General features: G+C 45.4%; 17 protein-coding genes and 2 tRNA genes. 17 read left to right on the top strand and 2 right to left on the bottom strand.

Going from position 1 to position 17,995, the window contains the following annotated elements; genetic code table 11:
* Positions 1 to 8 precede the first annotated feature (8 nt).
* From purR to AB5N96_RS11990, 14 genes are all read left to right on the top strand, one after another.
* Positions 9 to 842, top strand: a complete 834-nt coding sequence (gene purR / locus AB5N96_RS11925; protein ID WP_499705623.1) for a pur operon repressor — start codon at positions 9 to 11, stop codon at positions 840 to 842.
* Positions 839 to 1,216 (top strand): RidA family protein, encoded by a 378-nt coding sequence (locus AB5N96_RS11930; RefSeq protein WP_392455141.1) that lies wholly within the window; start codon positions 839 to 841, stop codon positions 1,214 to 1,216. Before purR ends, AB5N96_RS11930 begins: the two co-directional genes overlap by 4 nt.
* Before the next feature lie 177 nt (positions 1,217 to 1,393).
* The gene (spoVG, locus tag AB5N96_RS11935; protein WP_204591127.1) at positions 1,394 to 1,699 is read left to right on the top strand and encodes a septation regulator SpoVG; all 306 of its coding nucleotides are present in this window, start codon (positions 1,394 to 1,396) and stop codon (positions 1,697 to 1,699) included.
* Positions 1,700 to 2,275: 576 nt separating this feature from the next.
* Positions 2,276 to 3,640: a bifunctional UDP-N-acetylglucosamine diphosphorylase/glucosamine-1-phosphate N-acetyltransferase GlmU gene (glmU, locus tag AB5N96_RS11940; RefSeq protein WP_499705624.1), complete on the top strand. Its 1,365-nt coding sequence runs from the start codon at positions 2,276 to 2,278 to the stop codon at positions 3,638 to 3,640.
* A 31-nt stretch (positions 3,641 to 3,671) separates the two neighbouring features.
* Positions 3,672 to 4,631 carry a ribose-phosphate diphosphokinase gene (locus tag AB5N96_RS11945; protein WP_204591060.1) on the top strand — a complete coding sequence of 320 codons (960 nt, stop codon included), beginning with the start codon at positions 3,672 to 3,674 and terminating at the stop codon, positions 4,629 to 4,631.
* A gap of 64 nt (positions 4,632 to 4,695) precedes the next feature.
* Complete coding sequence (locus tag AB5N96_RS11950; RefSeq protein WP_239584955.1) at positions 4,696 to 5,334, top strand: 50S ribosomal protein L25/general stress protein Ctc; 639 nt, start codon at positions 4,696 to 4,698, stop codon at positions 5,332 to 5,334.
* A gap of 96 nt (positions 5,335 to 5,430) precedes the next feature.
* Positions 5,431 to 5,994 carry an aminoacyl-tRNA hydrolase gene (gene pth, locus AB5N96_RS11955; protein ID WP_499705625.1) on the top strand — a complete coding sequence of 188 codons (564 nt, stop codon included), beginning with the start codon at positions 5,431 to 5,433 and terminating at the stop codon, positions 5,992 to 5,994.
* 47 nt (positions 5,995 to 6,041) lie between these two features.
* Positions 6,042 to 6,266, top strand: a complete 225-nt coding sequence (locus tag AB5N96_RS11960; protein WP_204591053.1) for an anti-sigma-F factor Fin — start codon at positions 6,042 to 6,044, stop codon at positions 6,264 to 6,266.
* A gap of 53 nt (positions 6,267 to 6,319) precedes the next feature.
* The gene (mfd, locus tag AB5N96_RS11965; protein ID WP_499705626.1) at positions 6,320 to 9,841 is read left to right on the top strand and encodes a transcription-repair coupling factor; all 3,522 of its coding nucleotides are present in this window, start codon (positions 6,320 to 6,322) and stop codon (positions 9,839 to 9,841) included.
* 256 nt (positions 9,842 to 10,097) lie between these two features.
* Positions 10,098 to 11,708, top strand: coding sequence for a putative polysaccharide biosynthesis protein (locus tag AB5N96_RS11970; RefSeq protein ID WP_499705627.1), 1,611 nt, complete (start codon positions 10,098 to 10,100; stop codon positions 11,706 to 11,708).
* 7 nt (positions 11,709 to 11,715) lie between these two features.
* On the top strand, positions 11,716 to 13,176 hold the full coding sequence (gene yabN, locus AB5N96_RS11975; RefSeq protein WP_499705628.1) for a bifunctional methyltransferase/pyrophosphohydrolase YabN: 1,461 nt from the start codon (positions 11,716 to 11,718) through the stop codon (positions 13,174 to 13,176).
* A gap of 1 nt (position 13,177) precedes the next feature.
* Positions 13,178 to 13,468 (top strand): RNA-binding S4 domain-containing protein, encoded by a 291-nt coding sequence (locus AB5N96_RS11980; RefSeq protein ID WP_204591045.1) that lies wholly within the window; start codon positions 13,178 to 13,180, stop codon positions 13,466 to 13,468.
* Between the two features lie 421 nt (positions 13,469 to 13,889).
* Positions 13,890 to 14,300, top strand: a complete 411-nt coding sequence (locus AB5N96_RS11985) for an FtsB family cell division protein (protein ID WP_499705629.1) — start codon at positions 13,890 to 13,892, stop codon at positions 14,298 to 14,300.
* Positions 14,301 to 14,397: 97 nt separating this feature from the next.
* Positions 14,398 to 14,835 carry a S1 domain-containing RNA-binding protein gene (locus AB5N96_RS11990; protein WP_204591041.1) on the top strand — a complete coding sequence of 146 codons (438 nt, stop codon included), beginning with the start codon at positions 14,398 to 14,400 and terminating at the stop codon, positions 14,833 to 14,835.
* A 492-nt stretch (positions 14,836 to 15,327) separates the two neighbouring features.
* On the opposite strand, the gene AB5N96_RS11995 is transcribed toward AB5N96_RS11990, so the two are convergent.
* Together AB5N96_RS11995 and AB5N96_RS12000 are read right to left on the bottom strand one after the other, a co-directional pair.
* Positions 15,328 to 15,399 (bottom strand) — tRNA-Glu (locus AB5N96_RS11995).
* Between the two features lie 10 nt (positions 15,400 to 15,409).
* Positions 15,410 to 15,486: transfer RNA gene (locus tag AB5N96_RS12000), tRNA-Met, on the bottom strand.
* Between the two features lie 170 nt (positions 15,487 to 15,656).
* On the opposite strand from AB5N96_RS12000, the gene AB5N96_RS12005 reads away from it, so the two are divergent.
* The 3 genes from AB5N96_RS12005 to hpt are packed head-to-tail and all read left to right on the top strand — an operon-like array spanning position 15,657 to position 17,963.
* Positions 15,657 to 16,049, top strand: coding sequence for a hypothetical protein (locus AB5N96_RS12005; RefSeq protein WP_499705630.1), 393 nt, complete (start codon positions 15,657 to 15,659; stop codon positions 16,047 to 16,049).
* A 19-nt stretch (positions 16,050 to 16,068) separates the two neighbouring features.
* Positions 16,069 to 17,427 carry a tRNA lysidine(34) synthetase TilS gene (tilS, locus tag AB5N96_RS12010; protein WP_499705631.1) on the top strand — a complete coding sequence of 453 codons (1,359 nt, stop codon included), beginning with the start codon at positions 16,069 to 16,071 and terminating at the stop codon, positions 17,425 to 17,427.
* Positions 17,421 to 17,963 carry a hypoxanthine phosphoribosyltransferase gene (gene hpt / locus AB5N96_RS12015; protein ID WP_204591035.1) on the top strand — a complete coding sequence of 181 codons (543 nt, stop codon included), beginning with the start codon at positions 17,421 to 17,423 and terminating at the stop codon, positions 17,961 to 17,963. Before tilS ends, hpt begins: the two co-directional genes overlap by 7 nt.
* Positions 17,964 to 17,995 lie beyond the last annotated feature (32 nt).

Below are 17,995 nucleotides of genomic sequence, written 5' to 3' on the forward strand. Positions count from 1 at the left end.
GAAATCACGTGAAGTGGAAACGTAGTGAACGGCTGGTCGATATGACACAGCACTTGCTGGAACATCCCCACCGTCTTATTCCCTTAACGTATTTCGCATCTCTTTATGATTCTGCCAAGTCTTCTATCAGTGAAGATTTAACGATTGTCAGTGAAACGTTAGAGGCACGAGGCAAAGGGCATCTGTTAACCGTACCAGGCGCAGCAGGCGGTGTGAAATACATTCCTAAGTTAGATGAAACGGAAATTCGTGCGATTACAGACGAATTGAAAACAAGAATGTCACAGTCTGATCGACTGTTGCCAGGTGGATATTTATATATGACAGACCTTTTAGGCGATCCAGAGTTGATGAATCGCATTGGAAAAGTCTTTGCATCGGTGTATGCCAAGCAAAAAATTGATGCTATCATGACGGTTGCAACGAAAGGAATCCCGATCGCTCATGCTATCGCACGCCATCTAAATGTGCCTGTTATCGTAGTGCGCCGAGACAGCAAGGTAACCGAAGGACCAACAGTGAGTATCAACTATGTCTCAGGTTCAGCGCGTCGTATTCAAACAATGGTGTTATCGAAACGCAGTATGGAAAAAGGCAAACGTGTCCTTCTCACCGATGACTTTATGAAAGTGGGCGGAACGATGAATGGAATGAAGAGCTTACTTGCTGAATTTGATGGCGAACTTGCAGGGATCGCGGTACTGATTGAAGCTGAGCATACAGCGGAAGTACTTGTGCAAGATTACGTCTCTTTATTAAAATTAAAGCAAGTCGATGAGCGAAACGGCTCCATCGTACTTGAAGAAGGCAACTATTTTCAGAAGGGTGGACAACACGAATGAAAACAGTCTCTACAACAAAAGCACCAGCAGCCATCGGTCCCTACGTACAAGGGATGGTCGTAAACGGTATGTTTTATAGTTCGGGTCAAATTCCATTGACAGCGGACGGCGAGCTTGTCGACGGTTCCATCGTCGAACAGACAGCACAAGTGTTTAAAAACTTAGAAGCGGTTCTCGAAGAAGCCGGATCATCTCTTCAACACGTTGTGAAGACACTGGTGTTTTTAAAAGATATGAACGACTTTGTAGAATTTAATGAAGCGTACGAAAAGCATTTTGGTGGTCATAAGCCAGCACGCTCTGCTGTTGAAGTTGCGCGTCTACCCAAAGATGTGAAAGTTGAAATTGAAGTCATTGCAGTAGTGGCTGAGTAATTAAATGATCCGTTTGTCTCTTAGGAGGCAAGCGGATTTTTTGCGTTCTTCCTCGAATTCTTAAATTTATTAGACTATTTGAAATTTTTTTAATAAACTAGAAGGAATTGTTACACTTTTGTAGAAATTTTATAAGAGCAGGACAAGTACATCTTAGAATGAGGAGTGGTGACAACCGTGGAAGTAACGGATGTTCGGTTACGAAAAGTAGAGACAGAGGGCAGAATGAGAGCGATTGCGTCGATTACGTTAGACCATGAATTCGTCGTTCATGATTTACGTGTAATTGATGGCAATGGCGGATTATTTGTCGCGATGCCAAGCAAGCGCACACCAGACGGCGAGTTTCGGGATATTGCGCACCCAATCAATGCCACAACACGTACGAAGGTGCAAGATGCTGTTCTTGCCGCGTACCATCAATCAGATACACAGCCACAGGACGAAACTGCACCAATGGCAGCCGAGCAAAGCTATTCTTAATAGCTTTGTTTTTTTCTGTTTAGATGTGGAGCCGACTGATCAGAAATTGTGCGATGGCTTCTTGCGGGATTTCTAGGAGGCGCAACTCGATTTCATTCGAAGTCGAAACTTGTTTAAAGCGTTGAGTTCCACTGCGGGGCTGCTTTCCGTGGGCGCTGCGTGAGCTTCCTCGTCGCAGGCTCCTGCGGGATCTCACGGCAGACTTTGATCCCACTGGAGTCAACCCTCCATTCCACTCAACTTTAGTTTCAAATGTGGAAATGCCGCTGACTTTAGTGCACTACTACGCTGATTATTACATTAGCTCAGCTAATTATGACGTTAACGGCTTCCATTCAGACATTAACTCACTCCATTCTTACGTTAGCGGTCGCCATTCCGACAATGCTCATATTATGGAAATCAATCCGCAAGCCCACCCCCAATTTCCCAAGATCTTTCTAGCAAGGGCGTGAGTGACAAAAATCGAAACGTATAAACATAATGTTTTCTCGCAATTTTGTCAATAGAGAAATTGTTGAAAAATGCAATTTTATCGGCTATAGTCAAAAGAGGAAATGACATGGAGGATGACCAATGACAAACTTATTTGCAGTCGTTTTAGCGGCTGGTAAAGGCACACGAATGAAATCATCTTTATATAAAGTTCTTCACCCAGTCTGTGGCAAACCAATGGTCGACCACGTTGTCGGCAACATGGAGAAGCTTGGCGCTTCTGAAATCGTGTCAGTTGTCGGCCACGGAGCTGAAATGGTGAAAGAGACGCTTGGCGACCGTTCGACATACGTCGTGCAAGAAGAGCAACTTGGCACAGCGCACGCGGTGCAACAAGCAGAGCAAGTGTTAGATGGACGTGAAGGCACAACAATCGTCATCTGTGGCGATACACCGCTAATCACTCCGGAAACGATTCAACAGTTGATGGAGACGCACAAAGAAGCGGGAGCAAAAGCCACTATTCTAACAGCTATTGTGGAAGACCCAACTGGTTACGGCCGTATCTTGCGCGGACAAGATGACCTAGTAACAGGCATCGTAGAGCAAAAAGATGCTACACCAGATCAACAAAAAGTGCAGGAAATTAACTCGGGCACGTACTGTTTTGACAATCAAGCACTGTTTGAAGCGCTAAAAAAAGTGGATAACAACAATTCACAAGGCGAATATTACTTAACAGACGTAATCAGCATCTTGAAAGAACAAGGTGAAGCAATCGCTGCGTTCGCAGCTGCTGATGCAGATGAACTTTTAGGAGTCAATGACCGAGTGGCACTTTCTCAAGCAGAGAGCTACATGCGCAATCGCTTAGCCCTTCACCATATGCGTGAAGGTGTGACGATTATCGATCCAGCATCTACTTACATTGGTGCAGACGTCGTTATCGGTTCAGACACTGTTCTTCTTCCGGGCACAATGCTAGAAGGCAACACAGTCATCGGAGAAAAGAGCACGATTGGTCCGAATACGCACTTGAAAAATGCGCATATTGGCAACGAGACGACAGTTCATTCGTCTGTTGTGATGGACAGCAAAATTGCAGACCACGTGGCAGTTGGTCCATTCGCGCACATTCGTCCAGGTTCTGATCTTGGCGATCACGTGAAAATCGGGAATTTCGTGGAAGTGAAAAAGTCGACGATTCAAGAAGGTTCCAAACTTTCTCACCTTACGTACATGGGTGATGCGGAAATCGGAAAGAACGTGAACATCGGCTGTGGTACGATTTCAGTGAACTATGATGGAAAAAATAAATTTACAACAACAATCGAGGACAATGCCTTTATCGGCTGTAACTCGAATCTTGTCGCACCTGTCACAGTCGGAAAAGGCGCTTATGTCGCAGCTGGAACAACCGTGACGAAAAATGTAACAGAAGATTCACTAGCCATTGGACGCGTAAAGCAGGAAAATAAAGAAGGTTACGCTAAACGTATTAAGTAAACCCAATCTACCCAAACCCAGGAGGATTATCATGCCCTATCAATACGCAGGTTCAAAGTTAAAGATTTTCACACTAAATTCGAATCCGGAACTCGCTGAAAGCATTGCGAAAGAAGTTGGAGTTCCCCTTGGAAAATTAACGGTTACACGCTTCAGTGATGGAGAAGTGCAAATCAATATTGAAGAGAGTATTCGCGGTAGTGACGTGTTCGTTATTCAATCTACGTCATCTCCAGTGAATGAAAACTTAATGGAACTGCTTATTATGTTAGATGCATTAAAACGTGCTTCTGCGCGTACAATCAACGTAGTAATTCCGTATTATGGCTATGCACGTCAAGACCGCAAAGCGCGTTCACGTGAGCCGATTACAGCGAAACTCGTTGCAAACCTTTTAACATCTGCTGGCGCAACGCGTGCAATCACTTTAGATTTACACGCACCACAGATTCAAGGTTTCTTCGATATTCCAATCGACCACTTAGTGGCAGTGCCATTGTTATCGGATTACTTCCTTGAGAAAAACTTTGATCCTTCTGAAATCGTTATTGTTTCACCAGACCATGGTGGCGTAACGCGTGCTCGTAAAATGGCAGACCGCTTAAAAGCAACGATTGCTATTATCGATAAACGTCGTCCACGTCCAAATGTGGCAGAAGTTATGAATATCGTAGGGAATGTAGAAGGGAAAACAGCTATTTTAATCGATGATATTATCGACACAGCTGGAACAATTTCTATTGCAGCGTCTGCATTAAAAGAAAATGGCGCAAAAGAAATTTATGCTTGTTGTTCACACCCAGTGCTTTCTGGGCCAGCAATGGAGCGTATTGAAAACTCAGTCATCAAGGAATTAGTCGTTACAGATTCCATTAAGTTAGATGACTCACAAAAATCGTCAAAAATCGTGGAACTATCTATTGCCAAGCTTCTTGCAGATGCAATCGTACGTGTCTATGAAGAGAAGTCTGTCAGCACTTTATTTGATTGATAGGTTTAGTTCCTGAAGTCACGGGGTAAACATTTAACTAGTATAACTAGGAGAGTGAATGACTATGACAAAGGTAACAACTCAGAAACGCGAGTCAAAGAAAGAAAATACATCACTACGTGCAAAGGGCTTTGTACCGGCCGTAGTCTATGGATATAAAACTGAAAGTACAGCGATTGCTGTAGAAGAAATCGAGCTAATCAAAACGTTACGTGAAGTTGGACGTAACGGAGTTATGAAGCTAGACGTTGATGGGAAATCCGTCAATGCCGTATTAACGGATTATCAACAAGATCCAATCAAAGGGCATCTTGTACACGCTGATTTCTTGGCAATTAACATGTCTGAAGAGCTTGAAGTATCGGTAAATGTAACACCTGTAGGCGACGCTGCTGGCGTAAACGAAGGTGGTTCATTGACGCAAGCTAACTACCAAGTAACAGTTCGTGTAAAACCATCGGATATTCCAGGCCACATTGAAGTGGACGTAAGTGAACTGGCGATCGGCGATACTCTAACACTTGGTGAAGTACGCGACAAAATCGATTTTGAAGTACTTGAAGAAGATGATTATGCATTATTCTCAGTAGCAGCACCGCGCTCTGACGATGAGTTAGAAGAGCTTGATTCTACTGACGAAGAAACAGATGCTACTGATGTAGAAGCTACGGAAGAAGCACCTGAAGAAGAAAAAGCTGAATAAGAGTAATGAAAAGAGGAATTGTCAGGAATGGCAGTTCCTCTTCTTTTCTAGTACACTTAAGAGCAGTACGCATTTTAGAACAAGAGGTATTGATAAATGAAAATGATCATAGGCCTGGGGAATCCAGGGAAAAAATATGAAAAGACACGCCACAATATTGGTTTTCTGGTGATTGACGAGTTGGCGAAACAGTATGGTGTGGAACTCAATCAAACGAAATTCCATGCTTTGTACGCGATTGCCCATACCCCAAAAGGGAAAGTGTTGCTCGTTAAACCCTATACGTATATGAATTTATCAGGGGAAGCGGTTGCTCCTTTGATGAAATACTTTGATATTCCAGTGGACGATATCGTTGTGATTTACGATGACTTGGATCTCGGGACTGGAAAGCTTCGTTTGCGTCAGCGAGGAAGTGCTGGAGGACACAACGGGATCAAGTCGTTAATTCAGCACCTGGGAACGCAAAACTTCAACCGAATCCGGATTGGTATCAGTCGTCCGCCAGCTGGGACGAAGGTTGCAGATTACGTGCTTGCGAATTTCCGGGAGGAAGAGCAGCCGGACATGGCACGTGCAATCGATAACAGTGCTGAGGCATGTAAAACTTGGATGGACAAACCGTTTTTAGAAGTAATGAACGACTATAACGGTGCATAAATCGAACCGAAACTGGATACACTGTCTATAAAAGGCGGTGTGTGCGCATGATACGAAGCCGATGTAAATATTGCCGACAAGAGACGAGTGCGATTCCTTACGAGTCGTTCACCGAAATTGTGGAACGCGTATCAACAAAAGAAGTGCAGTGGCACCCGCTCATGACCGAAGAAAGACCTGGTCGGTGGTTCGTAGATCGCGTTTGTTTGGACTGCCGAGATGCGATGGAGCGCAATCCACTGTACTTTTCACTAAACAAATGGATACAGTAACTGCTTTGGGATCAGCTCCAAAGCCTTTTTCTGTTTTCACTGGAGGATTTGCTATGCACGCATTACTACAGCTACTGCAAGAAGAGAAAAAAGTGCGAGACTGGATCGACACTTTGCAAAAAGGGACCGACCATCAATTGATCACCGGACTCACCGGCAGCGCTCGAACACTTCTTGGAAAACAAATTTATGATGAAACCAATCAGTCGGTGTTGATTGTGACACCGAACCTTTTGCATGCCCAAAAAGTGAAAGACGACTATGCCCGCATCATGGGCGAAGACAATGTCTTTTTGTACCCGGCAGATGAGTTAATCGCTGCCGATATGGCGATTGCGAGTCCTGAACTTCGGGCAGAGCGCATTGAAACACTAGATTATATGTCGACCGATCGTAAAGGAATCTTCATTGTGCCTGTGGCAGCTTTCCGCAAAAAACTTACCCCGGTATCGGAATGGGCACAACTCACGCTAACACTACGAGAAGGTGAAGACATCGAGCCGGAAACGCTCCTTCACACGCTTGTAGACCTTGGCTATACTAGGCAAGGCATGGTGTCTGCACCTGGAGAGTTTGCCACGCGCGGGGGGATCGTTGATATTTATCCACTGCAATCGGAACACCCTGTGCGCATCGAACTATTTGATACGGAGATTGATTCCCTTCGCCAGTTTTCAGCAGATGATCAGCGGTCAATGGGACGCTTAACAGAAATTCGCATCTTGCCTGCAACGGATTATTTGTGGTCGACTGAAAAGCGCCTATTACTGAAAGAGCGCCTTGAAGTGGCGCTAGGTGAATCTTTAAAGAAAGTGAAAAACCCGCAAACACAACAACAGTTCATGGACACGATTTCTCGTGACATCGGATTATTGAAAGATGGACTCGTTCCGGACGGGGTCGCGAAGTATTTACCACTTTTAGATGGCTACACGTCAGATTTACTAGATTACGTAAGTCCAAACACTCTGGTAATCTTTGATGAGCTCGGACGCATTCAAGAGACAGCAGAGACGTTAGAGCGGGAAGAGATGGACTGGTTCATGTCGCTATTAGAAGAAGGGTTGATCGTCCATAAAGCGAAACCAGCTTCTTCTTTGAAAGCCATCATGCAAGGCATGCAGCAAAAGCAGATCTATTATTCGCTGTTTGCTCGTACATTTGGCGGTATTCCAATCAAATCGACACTCAGTTTCTCGTGTAAACCGATGCAAGAATTCCATGGCCAGATGCACTTACTCGCTGGAGAAATGGAGCGCTGGAAACAAGGAAACTTCCGGGTTGTGATTCTAGCAGAAGGAAACGAGCGTCTGAAAAAAATTCAAGAGGTATTTGAAGACTATGACATGTCTTCAAAGATTCTGCACCCAGAGGCTGTCATCACGGAACCTGGTGTGTATTTGCTAGATGGGGATCTCAATACAGGTTTTGAGTTGCCCTTGCAGCGCCTGACAGTCATTACAGATGCCGAACTTTTTAAAGCGCGTCCTAAAAAACGTGCGAACCGCCAAAAACTCTCAAACGCCGAGCGGATCAAGAGTTATTCGGATATCAAACCGGGCGATTGGATCGTGCATATTCATCACGGGATTGGAAAGTATATCGGAATTGAAACGCTCGAGATGAACGGTATTCACAAAGATTATTTGCACATTCGCTATAAAGGCGATGATAAGTTATTTGTGCCGGTCGATCAGATTGACTTGATTCAAAAATATGTCGGTTCTGGTGAAAAAGAGCCGAAAGTGCACAAACTAGGTGGAGCGGACTGGAAGAAGACAAAAACGAAGGTCTCCAAAGCAGTAGAAGATATTGCAGACGAGTTAATCAAGCTTTATGCCAAGCGCGAAGCCGAAGTTGGTCATGCATATGAAGTGGATGGCGATCTACAACAAGCATTTGAAGCAGCCTTCCCGTATGAAGAAACAGAGGACCAACTGCGCACAATTGAAGAAATCAAGCGCGATATGGAAAAAGCACGCCCGATGGACCGACTCGTGTGTGGAGATGTTGGCTACGGGAAAACAGAAGTTGCGATTCGTGCTGCGTTTAAAGCAGTAATGGATGGTAAGCAAGTCGCGTTCTTGTGTCCGACGACGATACTCGCGCAACAACATTTTGATACATTGGTGGAAAGATTCCAAGATTTCCCGATTGAAGTCGGCTTATTGAGCCGTTTCCGCACAAAGAAACAACAAGGGGAAACGACGAGCGGCTTGAAAAAAGGATTGGTCGATGTGGTCGTCGGAACGCACCGCGTACTGTCAAAAGACGTGGAGTTCCATGATCTAGGCCTTCTTATTGTTGATGAAGAGCAGCGTTTTGGCGTGAAACACAAAGAGAAAATCAAACAGTTGAAGACATCCGTAGACGTCATCACACTTACAGCGACGCCAATTCCGCGTACGCTTCATATGTCGATGATTGGAGTGCGCGACTTGTCGGTAATCGAGACGCCGCCGAAAAACCGTTTCCCGATTCAGACATATGTAGTTGAATACAATGGGGCTCTAGTACGTGAAGCCATTGAGCGAGAAATGGCGCGTGGTGGGCAGGTGTTCTTCCTCTACAACCGTGTGGAAGATATCACGCGTAAGGTCGAAGAAATCCAGAGTCTCGTTCCATCTGCTCGAGTCGCCTATGCGCACGGTCAGATGACAGAGACAGAGCTCGAGTCGATTCTTATCAGTTTCTTACAAGGGGAATATGACGTACTTGTCACGACAACGATTATCGAGACGGGTATTGATATTCCGAACGTTAATACGTTATTTGTGCACGATGCGGACCGCATGGGTCTTTCTCAACTCTATCAATTGCGTGGACGCGTGGGTCGTTCCAACCGAGTGGCGTACGCTTACTTCATGCATCAGCGTGATAAAGTGCTGACAGATGTCGCAGAAAAACGTCTACAAGCCATCAAAGAGTTCACAGAGCTTGGGTCTGGGTTTAAGATTGCAATGCGTGACTTGTCGATTCGCGGTGCCGGAAATCTTTTAGGCTCTCAGCAACATGGATTTATCGATTCTGTCGGATATGATCTTTATACACAGCTTCTTGAAGCAGCTGTTGAGCGGAAACGTACGGGGAAAGAACAAGAAGAAGTGGTGGAGATTGAAATCTCCGTTCCATTTGATGCTTATCTTCCGGATACGTACATTGCAGACGGTTATCAAAAGATTCAAATGTACAAGCGCATCAAGGCATTTGATAAAGAAGAAGAGTACCATGATATTTACGACGAGCTGCAAGACCGATTTGGCGATGTACCGCTTGAAGCCGAGAACTTGTTGCGGATTGCCCGTATGAAAGTATGGGGCCGTCAAAGTGGCGTGGAGAGCATCAAAGAGCAAGGTGGCAAGTTGGTCGTGCGCTTTACTGAAACGACGTCTCAACAGTTTGATGCTGCGATCTTCTATGAGAAATCGATGACGTATGGGAAACAAGTCAATTTTGGTGTTGATCAAGGACAATTCTTGATTAAAATCGATTTAAAAGGCGGAAAACACCATCCGTTTGATGTTCTAGAAAAAATGATGGAAGTATCCCCGCAAGCAATTCGACAAACTTCTTAATGTATACATGCATACTTTTTGCCACTTTTCACCATACTACACAAGAAAGAGTAGGAAGGGTGGCAAGGTATGAAAGCAACTGGAATACGAACTTGGTACGTTCGCTACAGAGTATGCAGAGGCATTATACGAAACGCTCGAGACAGCTGCTAGTTTTTTAGCCAAACAAATGAATGGGTGATCCTGAGACCGTGCCTCTTGAGGTGCGGTTTTTTGGTATACTACGGAAAGAGAAACGAAGTAAGCAGGTGTACCTATGTCAACACAGTGGAAAATGTCCAGTTATATGAAAGGTGCAGCCATGCTCACCATTTCTGCGCTAATCATCAAAATTCTGAGCGCTCTTTACCGTGTCCCGTTCCAAAACATGGTCGGGGACGAAGGCTTTTACATCTATCAACAAATCTATCCGTTCATCGGTATGATTACGACCTGGACGTCTGTCGGGTTTGCTGTCGCGCTTGCCAAACTGATGTCTGATCAGATGGCAAAAGGTGACATGGAAGGCGTTCAAAAAATTAAACAAGTTGGCTTTACATATATCAGCATCCTCTCCATCCTGTTTTTCATCGCCTTTTTACTTGGAGCGGACGCACTTGCTGAGGCGATGGGAGATGCCAAACTTGCACCTCTTCTACAGATTGGTGCAGTCGTCCTGTTGGCAATGCCGTTTTTAGCCGTTCTGAAAAGTATTTACCAAACAACGGAACGACTCACGCCACTCGCTTTTGCCCAAGTGATTGAGCAAGCTGTCCGAGTGGGCTTCATTCTCGTCGGCGCCTATCTCGTGTTAAACTGGACCAATGATCTTTATGCAACAGGAGCCGTCGCTCTTTTAGGAGCAAGTATAGGAGAAGCAGCGGGCATCCTTCTTCTTGGCTGGTGGCTGACGAAAAAAGACCGTGCCATCCTCCGGAAGACGAGCTCATCCTTGTCCACTAAAACGATTTTACGAGACCTCACATGGATCAGTGTCAGCGCAAGTATTAGTAGCCTGTTCTTCCTGATGATGCAACTCGTCGATTCCATGACGGTCGTCAATGGTCTGACAGCGGCGGGAGTGGACTTGCAGCAAGCCAAAGAAACAAAAGGAATCTATGACCGTGTCCAACCGCTCATTCAAATGGGAATTCTTGTGACAACGTCACTTGCCTTCGCTTTGGTTCCGCTCATTGCAAGTCGCTCAAAACAACAAGATGGACGAGGCGCGATGCCATTCATTCAATTGTCGTATCGCGTCGCACTTGTCTTTGGGAGTGCAGCAGCTGCAGGATTGATTGCCACGATGCCTTATGTGAACGAAACGTTATTCCAGACACGCGATTTATCTGTCGTGCTTATGGTTGGAAGTGGCCAAGTCCTCTGGTTATCGTTGATTCTTCTATTTATGGCTATCCTGCAAGGCGTGGGCCGGATTTGGCGTCCGACACTTTGGCTTGTGATTGGCCTGATTGTGAAAGCAATTAGCAATGTCTGGCTGATTGACAGTTATGGAATTCTCGGAGCAGCAATCGCAGGAAACTTAGCGATGGTTGTAGCGCTTGCGGGAATTGTTTACGAAGTAAAGCGTCAGTGGAAGGAGCGACTTGCCGGGGCGGCTTTCTATGCAGGACTTGCACTTGCAGTAGGTGCAATGAGTGTAAGTGTGGTCAGCATCGAAGTAGTGCTCGACGCCTTTCTCTTAGATTTTTTATCAAGTCGCCTACAGTCTCTCATGATTACAGCGTTTAGCGTTCCAGTTGGAGTAGTCATGTTTTTGATAGTGATCATGAAGCGCCAACTGTTGCGACCGAAAGAATGGTACCTCCTTCCGTTTGGGAAGCGCTTAGCAGGCGTTCAACTGCTTCTGAACCGAAAGAAAGGATGACACATATATGCCGGCACTTACAGTAATTGGACTAGGAGCAGCGGAACTCGATCAGCTGCCGTTAGGTCTTTATAAATTTATAAAACAAGCAAAATCTTTCTATATTCGTACGGAAGATCACCCGGTCGTACAAGAGCTTGTGGAAGAAGGAATCACATTCACAAGTTTTGATGCGGTCTATGAAAAGCACGAAGACTTTTCAGCAGTCTACCGTGAAATCGCGGACACCTTGATTGCACTCGCTGCTAAAGAAGATGTGATTTACGCGGTACCTGGCCATCCACTCGTTGCGGAACAGACCGTCCAGCACTTGATTGAAGCAGAACGCGAAGGGAAAGTGTCTCTTCAAATTAAAGGCGGACAAAGCTTCCTCGACCCTTTGTTTACTGCAGTACGTGTCGATCCGATTGAAGGCTTTCAGCTACTGGATGGGACCGCAATGCGACGCGACGACATTCAGATGAATCAACATTTGTTCATCGGCCAAGTGTATGATGCGTTTAGTGCGTCTGAAGTGAAACTGACCCTGATGGAAAAGTATCCAGACGATTTCCCAGTCACAATCGTGACGGCAGCGGGTTCTTCTAAGGAAGTTATTCGTACTGTGCCCTTATTTGAACTTGACCGAGGAATGGAACTATCGAATTTGACGACGGTTTACGTACCGCCTGCGAACGAGCGTGAACAGCGCTACAAAGAGTGGCAGACCTTCCGCGAAATCGTAGCCATCCTGCGCAGTCCAGAAGGGTGTCCATGGGACCGCGAACAAACGCATGAGTCATTAAAGCGCTACGCTATTGAAGAAGTCTATGAATTGATTCAAGCCATCAATGAGCAAGACGACGAAGCGATTGTCGAAGAACTTGGCGATGTGTTGTTGCAGGTATTCTTGCACGCACAGATTGGAGAAGACGAGGGATACTTCAGCATGGAAGATATCCTTCAATCGATTTCTGAGAAGATGGTGCGTCGTCACCCGCATGTCTTTGGAGAAGTGACAGTGAACTCTTCTGGGGAGGTCCTCTCGAACTGGCAAGCCATTAAGGAAACGGAAAAGCCAAAGGTCGAGCATCTGTTACAAGGGCAGCGCCGCGAAGAATCGTCACTACTGACATCGTTCAATTTCCAAAAGAAAGCGGCGACGGTTGGGTTTGATTGGCCAGATGTAGCAGGAGCTTGGAGCAAGTTTGACGAAGAGTTACAAGAGTGGAAGCATGCGATTGAACATGGGACGCTAGAGCAACAAGTCGATGAACTAGGAGACGTATTGTTTACACTTGTGAACCTATCACGTTTCTTGAAACTTTCACCAGAGCTTGCGATGCAGCAAGCGAACCAAAAATTTGAGCGACGCTTCCGCTTTGTCGAAACTTCTGTCCGTGAAGGACGTGGGGACTTTGGCGACTACACGCTCGATGAACTAGAAGAGTTCTGGCAACAAGCGAAGCACGAAGAAAGAAGGGGTTAATATGCGTTTAGATAAATACTTGAAAGTGTCACGTTTGATCAAACGACGTACACTCGCAAAAGAAGTGGCCGTCCAAGGACGGATTGAAATCAACGGCAAGACAGCGAAAGCAAGCAGTGAAGTGAAAGCAGGAGACGAACTACGCATTCGTTTTGGACAAAAGATTGTCACAGCACGCGTCGAGAGTATTCGTGAAAATGCGAAGAAAGAAGAAGCAGCGATGATGTTCACGATTTTAAACGAAGAGCGATTAGCGAAAGTAGAACCAGAATTTATCGATGATGCGGAGTAGCCCAAGGGCATACTCCGTTTTTCTTTGTCATAGAGTGAAGGGAATGAAAGGAGAGACGACTTGACCTATACTCAAGAAACACCTTTATCTTCCCTCACTAGCCATCTCCCTCCGCAACCGAAAACGCATGGATGTCACAGCCGTCAAAGCAATGGAGCGCTGCGCTTTATCATCAGGTTCTCAAAGATCCCCTACGTCTCATCGGAAGGGGGAAGGACCTGGTATTCATGAGGCCACTTTGGAAGTTTCTTCACCTTCTTGTGACCATAGTGCGCTTGCTCGTAAGAATTCTTGTCAAATTCGTGGCAATTCTCTACCGATTGACCTATAGAGGAAGCGGAAAAATATTTCCAACTACACTACAAAGAAACCTGAAAGTTCGGTATACTATAGGGAACCACGTAGGAGGGGGGGAAGCCTGATGAATCAAAATGAACGGACCAATCAATTGGAACAACAAATTTCATCGATCAATTCCGAATACGTGCGCTCCGTGGAAAAGAAAAAGAAACGCCAGCAAGCGCAACGCGTGCGCCTCTATCGTCGTCTATCGGTTTTTGGATTACTCGCGATTGCGGTCATCGGCTTTCTTGTTCACTCCCTTGTCTCTAGCCAGCAGACCTTAGCGAATAAAAAAGCTACACATGTCGAGGTAGAGCAAGTGTTAACGGAGACTCTTGATCACAAAGAGTCATTAGAACTTGAAATTGCGAAATTAAATGACGATGAATATATCGGTAAACTTTTGCGGAAAGATTATTTCCTATCTGAAGAAAATGAACTGATTTTCACTCTTCCAAAAGACAAGGAAGAAGATAAATCGGGCGAGTAAAAGAGTGCCATGATTGACACTCTTTTTTTGTTGGTTATAATTAAGATAGCGTGTCGTAGTACGTCACAGTGTATTTTTAAGGAGGAGCATTTTTTTTATGTCAATTGAAGTAGGCAGCAAGGTAGAAGGTAAAGTAACAGGGATCACAAACTTCGGCGCATTCGTAGAACTGCCAGGTGGGAAAACAGGTCTGGTTCACATCAGTGAAGTTGCGGATAATTATGTCAAAGATATCAACGATCACTTAAAGGTTGGCGATATGGTCGAAGTGAAGGTGATGAATGTTGAAGCGGACGGGAAGATTGGATTGTCAATCCGTAAAGCGAAACCGCAAGCTGAACGACCTGAGCGTCCTGAGCGACCACAACGTCCACGTAACAACAATTTCCGATCAAATGATCGTGATCGTCCACAACCAAAAGAGAACTTTGAATCAAAAATGTCACGTTTCTTAAAAGACAGCGAAGAGCGTCTTTCTACACTTAAACGTGCAACTGAATCTAAACGTGGTGGCCGTGGCGCAAAACGAGGCTAATCCTATTGTCTGACTACGCGTAAAAAAGTGTTCATAACATAGAGTGTGTCAAACCGTCCCTTCAATTGAAGGGGCGGTTTTTTGTATGGGGAAGGTCTTACTAGTAAGATCTTAAGAAATGAAGGGTTTGGCCTGCGAATTAGTTTCCATAATATGAGCAATGTCGGAATGGGGACCGCTAATGTAAGAATGGAGCGAGTTAATGTCCTAATAGAAGCCACTAACGTCACAATTAGCCGGATGAATGTACTAATCAATCTGCTAACGTACTAAAGTCAGTGGCGTTCTCCACATCTAAAAGAAACGAGTTGCGACTCTAAATGGAATCGAGTTGCGCCTCCTAGAAATCCCGCAAAAAGCCATCGCAGCCCATGAAGCAAAAAGCGCTTCACGGTCCACGCTGTCATTTCGCACAATTTCTGAACAGTCGGCTCCACATCTAAAACTAAAAAAACACCAGCCCGCATATCTTATGCGAACCAGTGCTTGTTATGACCCCTACGGGATTCGAACCCGTGTTACCGCCGTGAAAGGGCGGTGTCTTAACCGCTTGACCAAGGGGCCGAAATAAAAATGGTGGCGGCCGAGGGGATCGAACCCCCGACCTCACGGGTATGAACCGTACGCTCTAGCCAGCTGAGCTAGGCCGCCTTGTTTTTTTCGGACAATTAGTATCATACAAGCGTAGCGAAAAGAAGTCAATACAGTTTTGAAAAAAAGAATGAAAAACGTCGAATTCTTTTTTTCTTTCCCCGCACAGCATGACAGATTTTTTCCGTCTAACGCCGTATGCTTTTGTATAACAGAAAGGGGAAATTGTTATGCGTTTACTTTCAGTACCACAACCATTCCATCGATTGGCGTCTTGGAGGGGGCATCTTGTCCAAAAAGAAAAGTGGGTGGTGACAGCATTTTTTTATGGTTATCATTCTTCTGCACTCGTCGAACAAAGTATGGAGTTGAAACACGGCGACCAAATATGGATGATTTCTGATGGAGTGTTCCAAGAAACGATTGAACTTGATGTGCAGGAACAACACTATATGGCGTGGTGGACAGAAGAGTCTCCGACCGCTGCTGAATTTATGGAATGGAAAACGCGATTTTTTGGAACGGCGACGGATGATCAAACCGTCATCTGTCTGCATGTCTCGAAGCGTTTGCCAAGTGGGTCTCTTTTTACTCCCCGCCAAGTGACCCGCGTGGTAAACTGAACAAAAAGGAGGCGTGACAATGGAGCAAGAGGTACTGACTTACATGACCGAACATCACATGATGTACCAAGGGAAGCGAATCCTTCTGGCCTGTTCAGGGGGGGCTGACTCTGTTGCGCTTGTCCGCTTTTTTCATCACTATGCGCAGCAAAACAATTGGATGCTCGGTATCGTGCATGCAGACCACGGATTACGAGGAGACGCATCAACTCAAGACCGAGTATTTGTGGAAGCTCTTGCTGAACAACTCGACATTCCTGTTTATAGTAAAGAGCTAGCTGTGAAAGACAAGCTTCAAAATGGTGGGAATACACAGCAGGTATGCCGCGAAGAGCGGTATGCCTATTTTGCATTTATCCTAACAACATACGGTTACGACGTGTTGGCACAAGGGCATCACGGGGATGACCAAATTGAGACCGTATTGATGGAGCTAGTCCAAGGCCAAGGGATGCGGGGAATACCGGAACAGCGGGAATTCGCTGGGAAACCTTTAATCCGCCCCTTGCTCAGTGTGAACCGCACAACAATCGAACGCTACTTACATACCCTTCATCAACCGTATAGAGAAGATGCAAGTAATGAATCTACTACGTATATGCGAAATCGCTTCCGGCAACGGGTCCTGCCATCTTTATACGAAGAAAATCGCACACTTGATCAACAGGTGCGGCGGTTAGTCGAAGAACGCAAGCAAGATGAAGACATTCTCCAAACACTGGCACGAACAAAATTTGACGAGCTCGTGACATTTCAAGAAGGTTCTCTAACCCTTGATACGACTGAATTTTGCGAAATGGCGATTGCTTTACAACGTCGGTTCATTCTTTTAGTATGGAAGTACTTGCAACCGCATGCCTCTGCCCTATCCGCTTCAACTGTCGCTTCCATCATTCAAGTGACAGAACGGCGAGAGGGTACGCAATCGGTCTCTCTTCCAAATGGCTACGTGTGGACACGTGCTTATACAACGGTGACGGTGGCGAAGGGAGATCAAAAACCTATCCCACTTTCCGGTGAGCTGCCAGTTGATGAATGGGTTTCAATTGGTCAAGACATGCAGCTCCTCATCACGCAAAGTGACAAAATGTATGAAGGAGAACGGTGGTATGCAGTACTCGAAAACGAGGATTTCCCGCTTCATATTCGCACGAGACGAATGGGTGATGTACTCGATCTAGGAACCCATCACAAGAAGGTATCACGACTTTTCATCGATTCAAAAATCCCGCGTGAAAAACGTGAGGGCTGGCCCCTGCTTGTCACACAAAAGAATGGTATACTAGGACTAATCGGCCTACGCCATAGCAGCCGGCTGACAAAAACGAAAAAAACCCCTTGGGTGATATGGATAAAACAGGAGGATTCCACATGTTAGAAAAGGATATTCAAGAAATTTTATTAACGGACGAGCAAATTCAGGAGAAGGCAAAAGAACTTGGTGCAGTTCTCTCACAAGAGTACGCAGAAAAGTTCCCACTTGCGATCGGTATTCTGAAAGGAGCTATGCCGTTCATGTCTGATTTAATGAAACATGTGGACGCATACGTTGAAATGGACTACATGGACGTTTCTAGTTACGGAAACGCAACTGTATCTTCTGGTGAAGTAAAAATCGTGAAAGATTTGAACACAAGTGTGGAAGGTCGCGACATCATCATCGTAGAAGACATCATTGATAGCGGAAAGACACTTAGCTACTTAATCGACCTCTTCAAATACCGCAAAGCAAAATCCATCAAAATTGTGACACTTCTCGATAAACCATCAGGCCGTAAAGTGGATCTAGAAGCAGACTATGTAGGCTTTATCGTTCCGGATGCTTTCGTGGTCGGCTATGGTCTTGACTATGCAGAACGCTACCGCAATCTGCCATACGTAGGTGTATTGAAAAAAGAAGTTTACTCGTTTTAAGTTGAACATCTTGGAATAAAGGCATTTCATTG

The organism is Chryseomicrobium imtechense, from assembly GCF_041475995.1.
Lineage (GTDB): Bacteria > Bacillota > Bacilli > Bacillales_A > Planococcaceae > Chryseomicrobium > Chryseomicrobium aureum.

Excerpts from the sequence above, each read along its gene's own strand:
- AB5N96_RS11930 (WP_392455141.1), top strand. The coding sequence starts at position 839 with ATGAAAACAGTCTCTACAACAAAAGCACCAGCAGCCATCGGTCCCTAC.
- glmU (WP_499705624.1), top strand. The coding sequence starts at position 2,276 with ATGACAAACTTATTTGCAGTCGTTTTAGCGGCTGGTAAAGGCACACGA.
- AB5N96_RS11945 (WP_204591060.1), top strand. The coding sequence starts at position 3,672 with ATGCCCTATCAATACGCAGGTTCAAAGTTAAAGATTTTCACACTAAAT.
- AB5N96_RS11950 (WP_239584955.1), top strand. The coding sequence starts at position 4,696 with ATGACAAAGGTAACAACTCAGAAACGCGAGTCAAAGAAAGAAAATACA.
- pth (WP_499705625.1), top strand. The coding sequence starts at position 5,431 with ATGAAAATGATCATAGGCCTGGGGAATCCAGGGAAAAAATATGAAAAG.
- AB5N96_RS11960 (WP_204591053.1), top strand. The coding sequence starts at position 6,042 with ATGATACGAAGCCGATGTAAATATTGCCGACAAGAGACGAGTGCGATT.
- mfd (WP_499705626.1), top strand. The coding sequence starts at position 6,320 with ATGCACGCATTACTACAGCTACTGCAAGAAGAGAAAAAAGTGCGAGAC.
- AB5N96_RS11970 (WP_499705627.1), top strand. The coding sequence starts at position 10,098 with ATGTCAACACAGTGGAAAATGTCCAGTTATATGAAAGGTGCAGCCATG.
- yabN (WP_499705628.1), top strand. The coding sequence starts at position 11,716 with ATGCCGGCACTTACAGTAATTGGACTAGGAGCAGCGGAACTCGATCAG.
- AB5N96_RS11980 (WP_204591045.1), top strand. The coding sequence starts at position 13,178 with ATGCGTTTAGATAAATACTTGAAAGTGTCACGTTTGATCAAACGACGT.
- AB5N96_RS11985 (WP_499705629.1), top strand. The coding sequence starts at position 13,890 with ATGAATCAAAATGAACGGACCAATCAATTGGAACAACAAATTTCATCG.
- AB5N96_RS11990 (WP_204591041.1), top strand. The coding sequence starts at position 14,398 with ATGTCAATTGAAGTAGGCAGCAAGGTAGAAGGTAAAGTAACAGGGATC.
- AB5N96_RS12005 (WP_499705630.1), top strand. The coding sequence starts at position 15,657 with ATGCGTTTACTTTCAGTACCACAACCATTCCATCGATTGGCGTCTTGG.
- tilS (WP_499705631.1), top strand. The coding sequence starts at position 16,069 with ATGGAGCAAGAGGTACTGACTTACATGACCGAACATCACATGATGTAC.
- hpt (WP_204591035.1), top strand. The coding sequence starts at position 17,421 with ATGTTAGAAAAGGATATTCAAGAAATTTTATTAACGGACGAGCAAATT.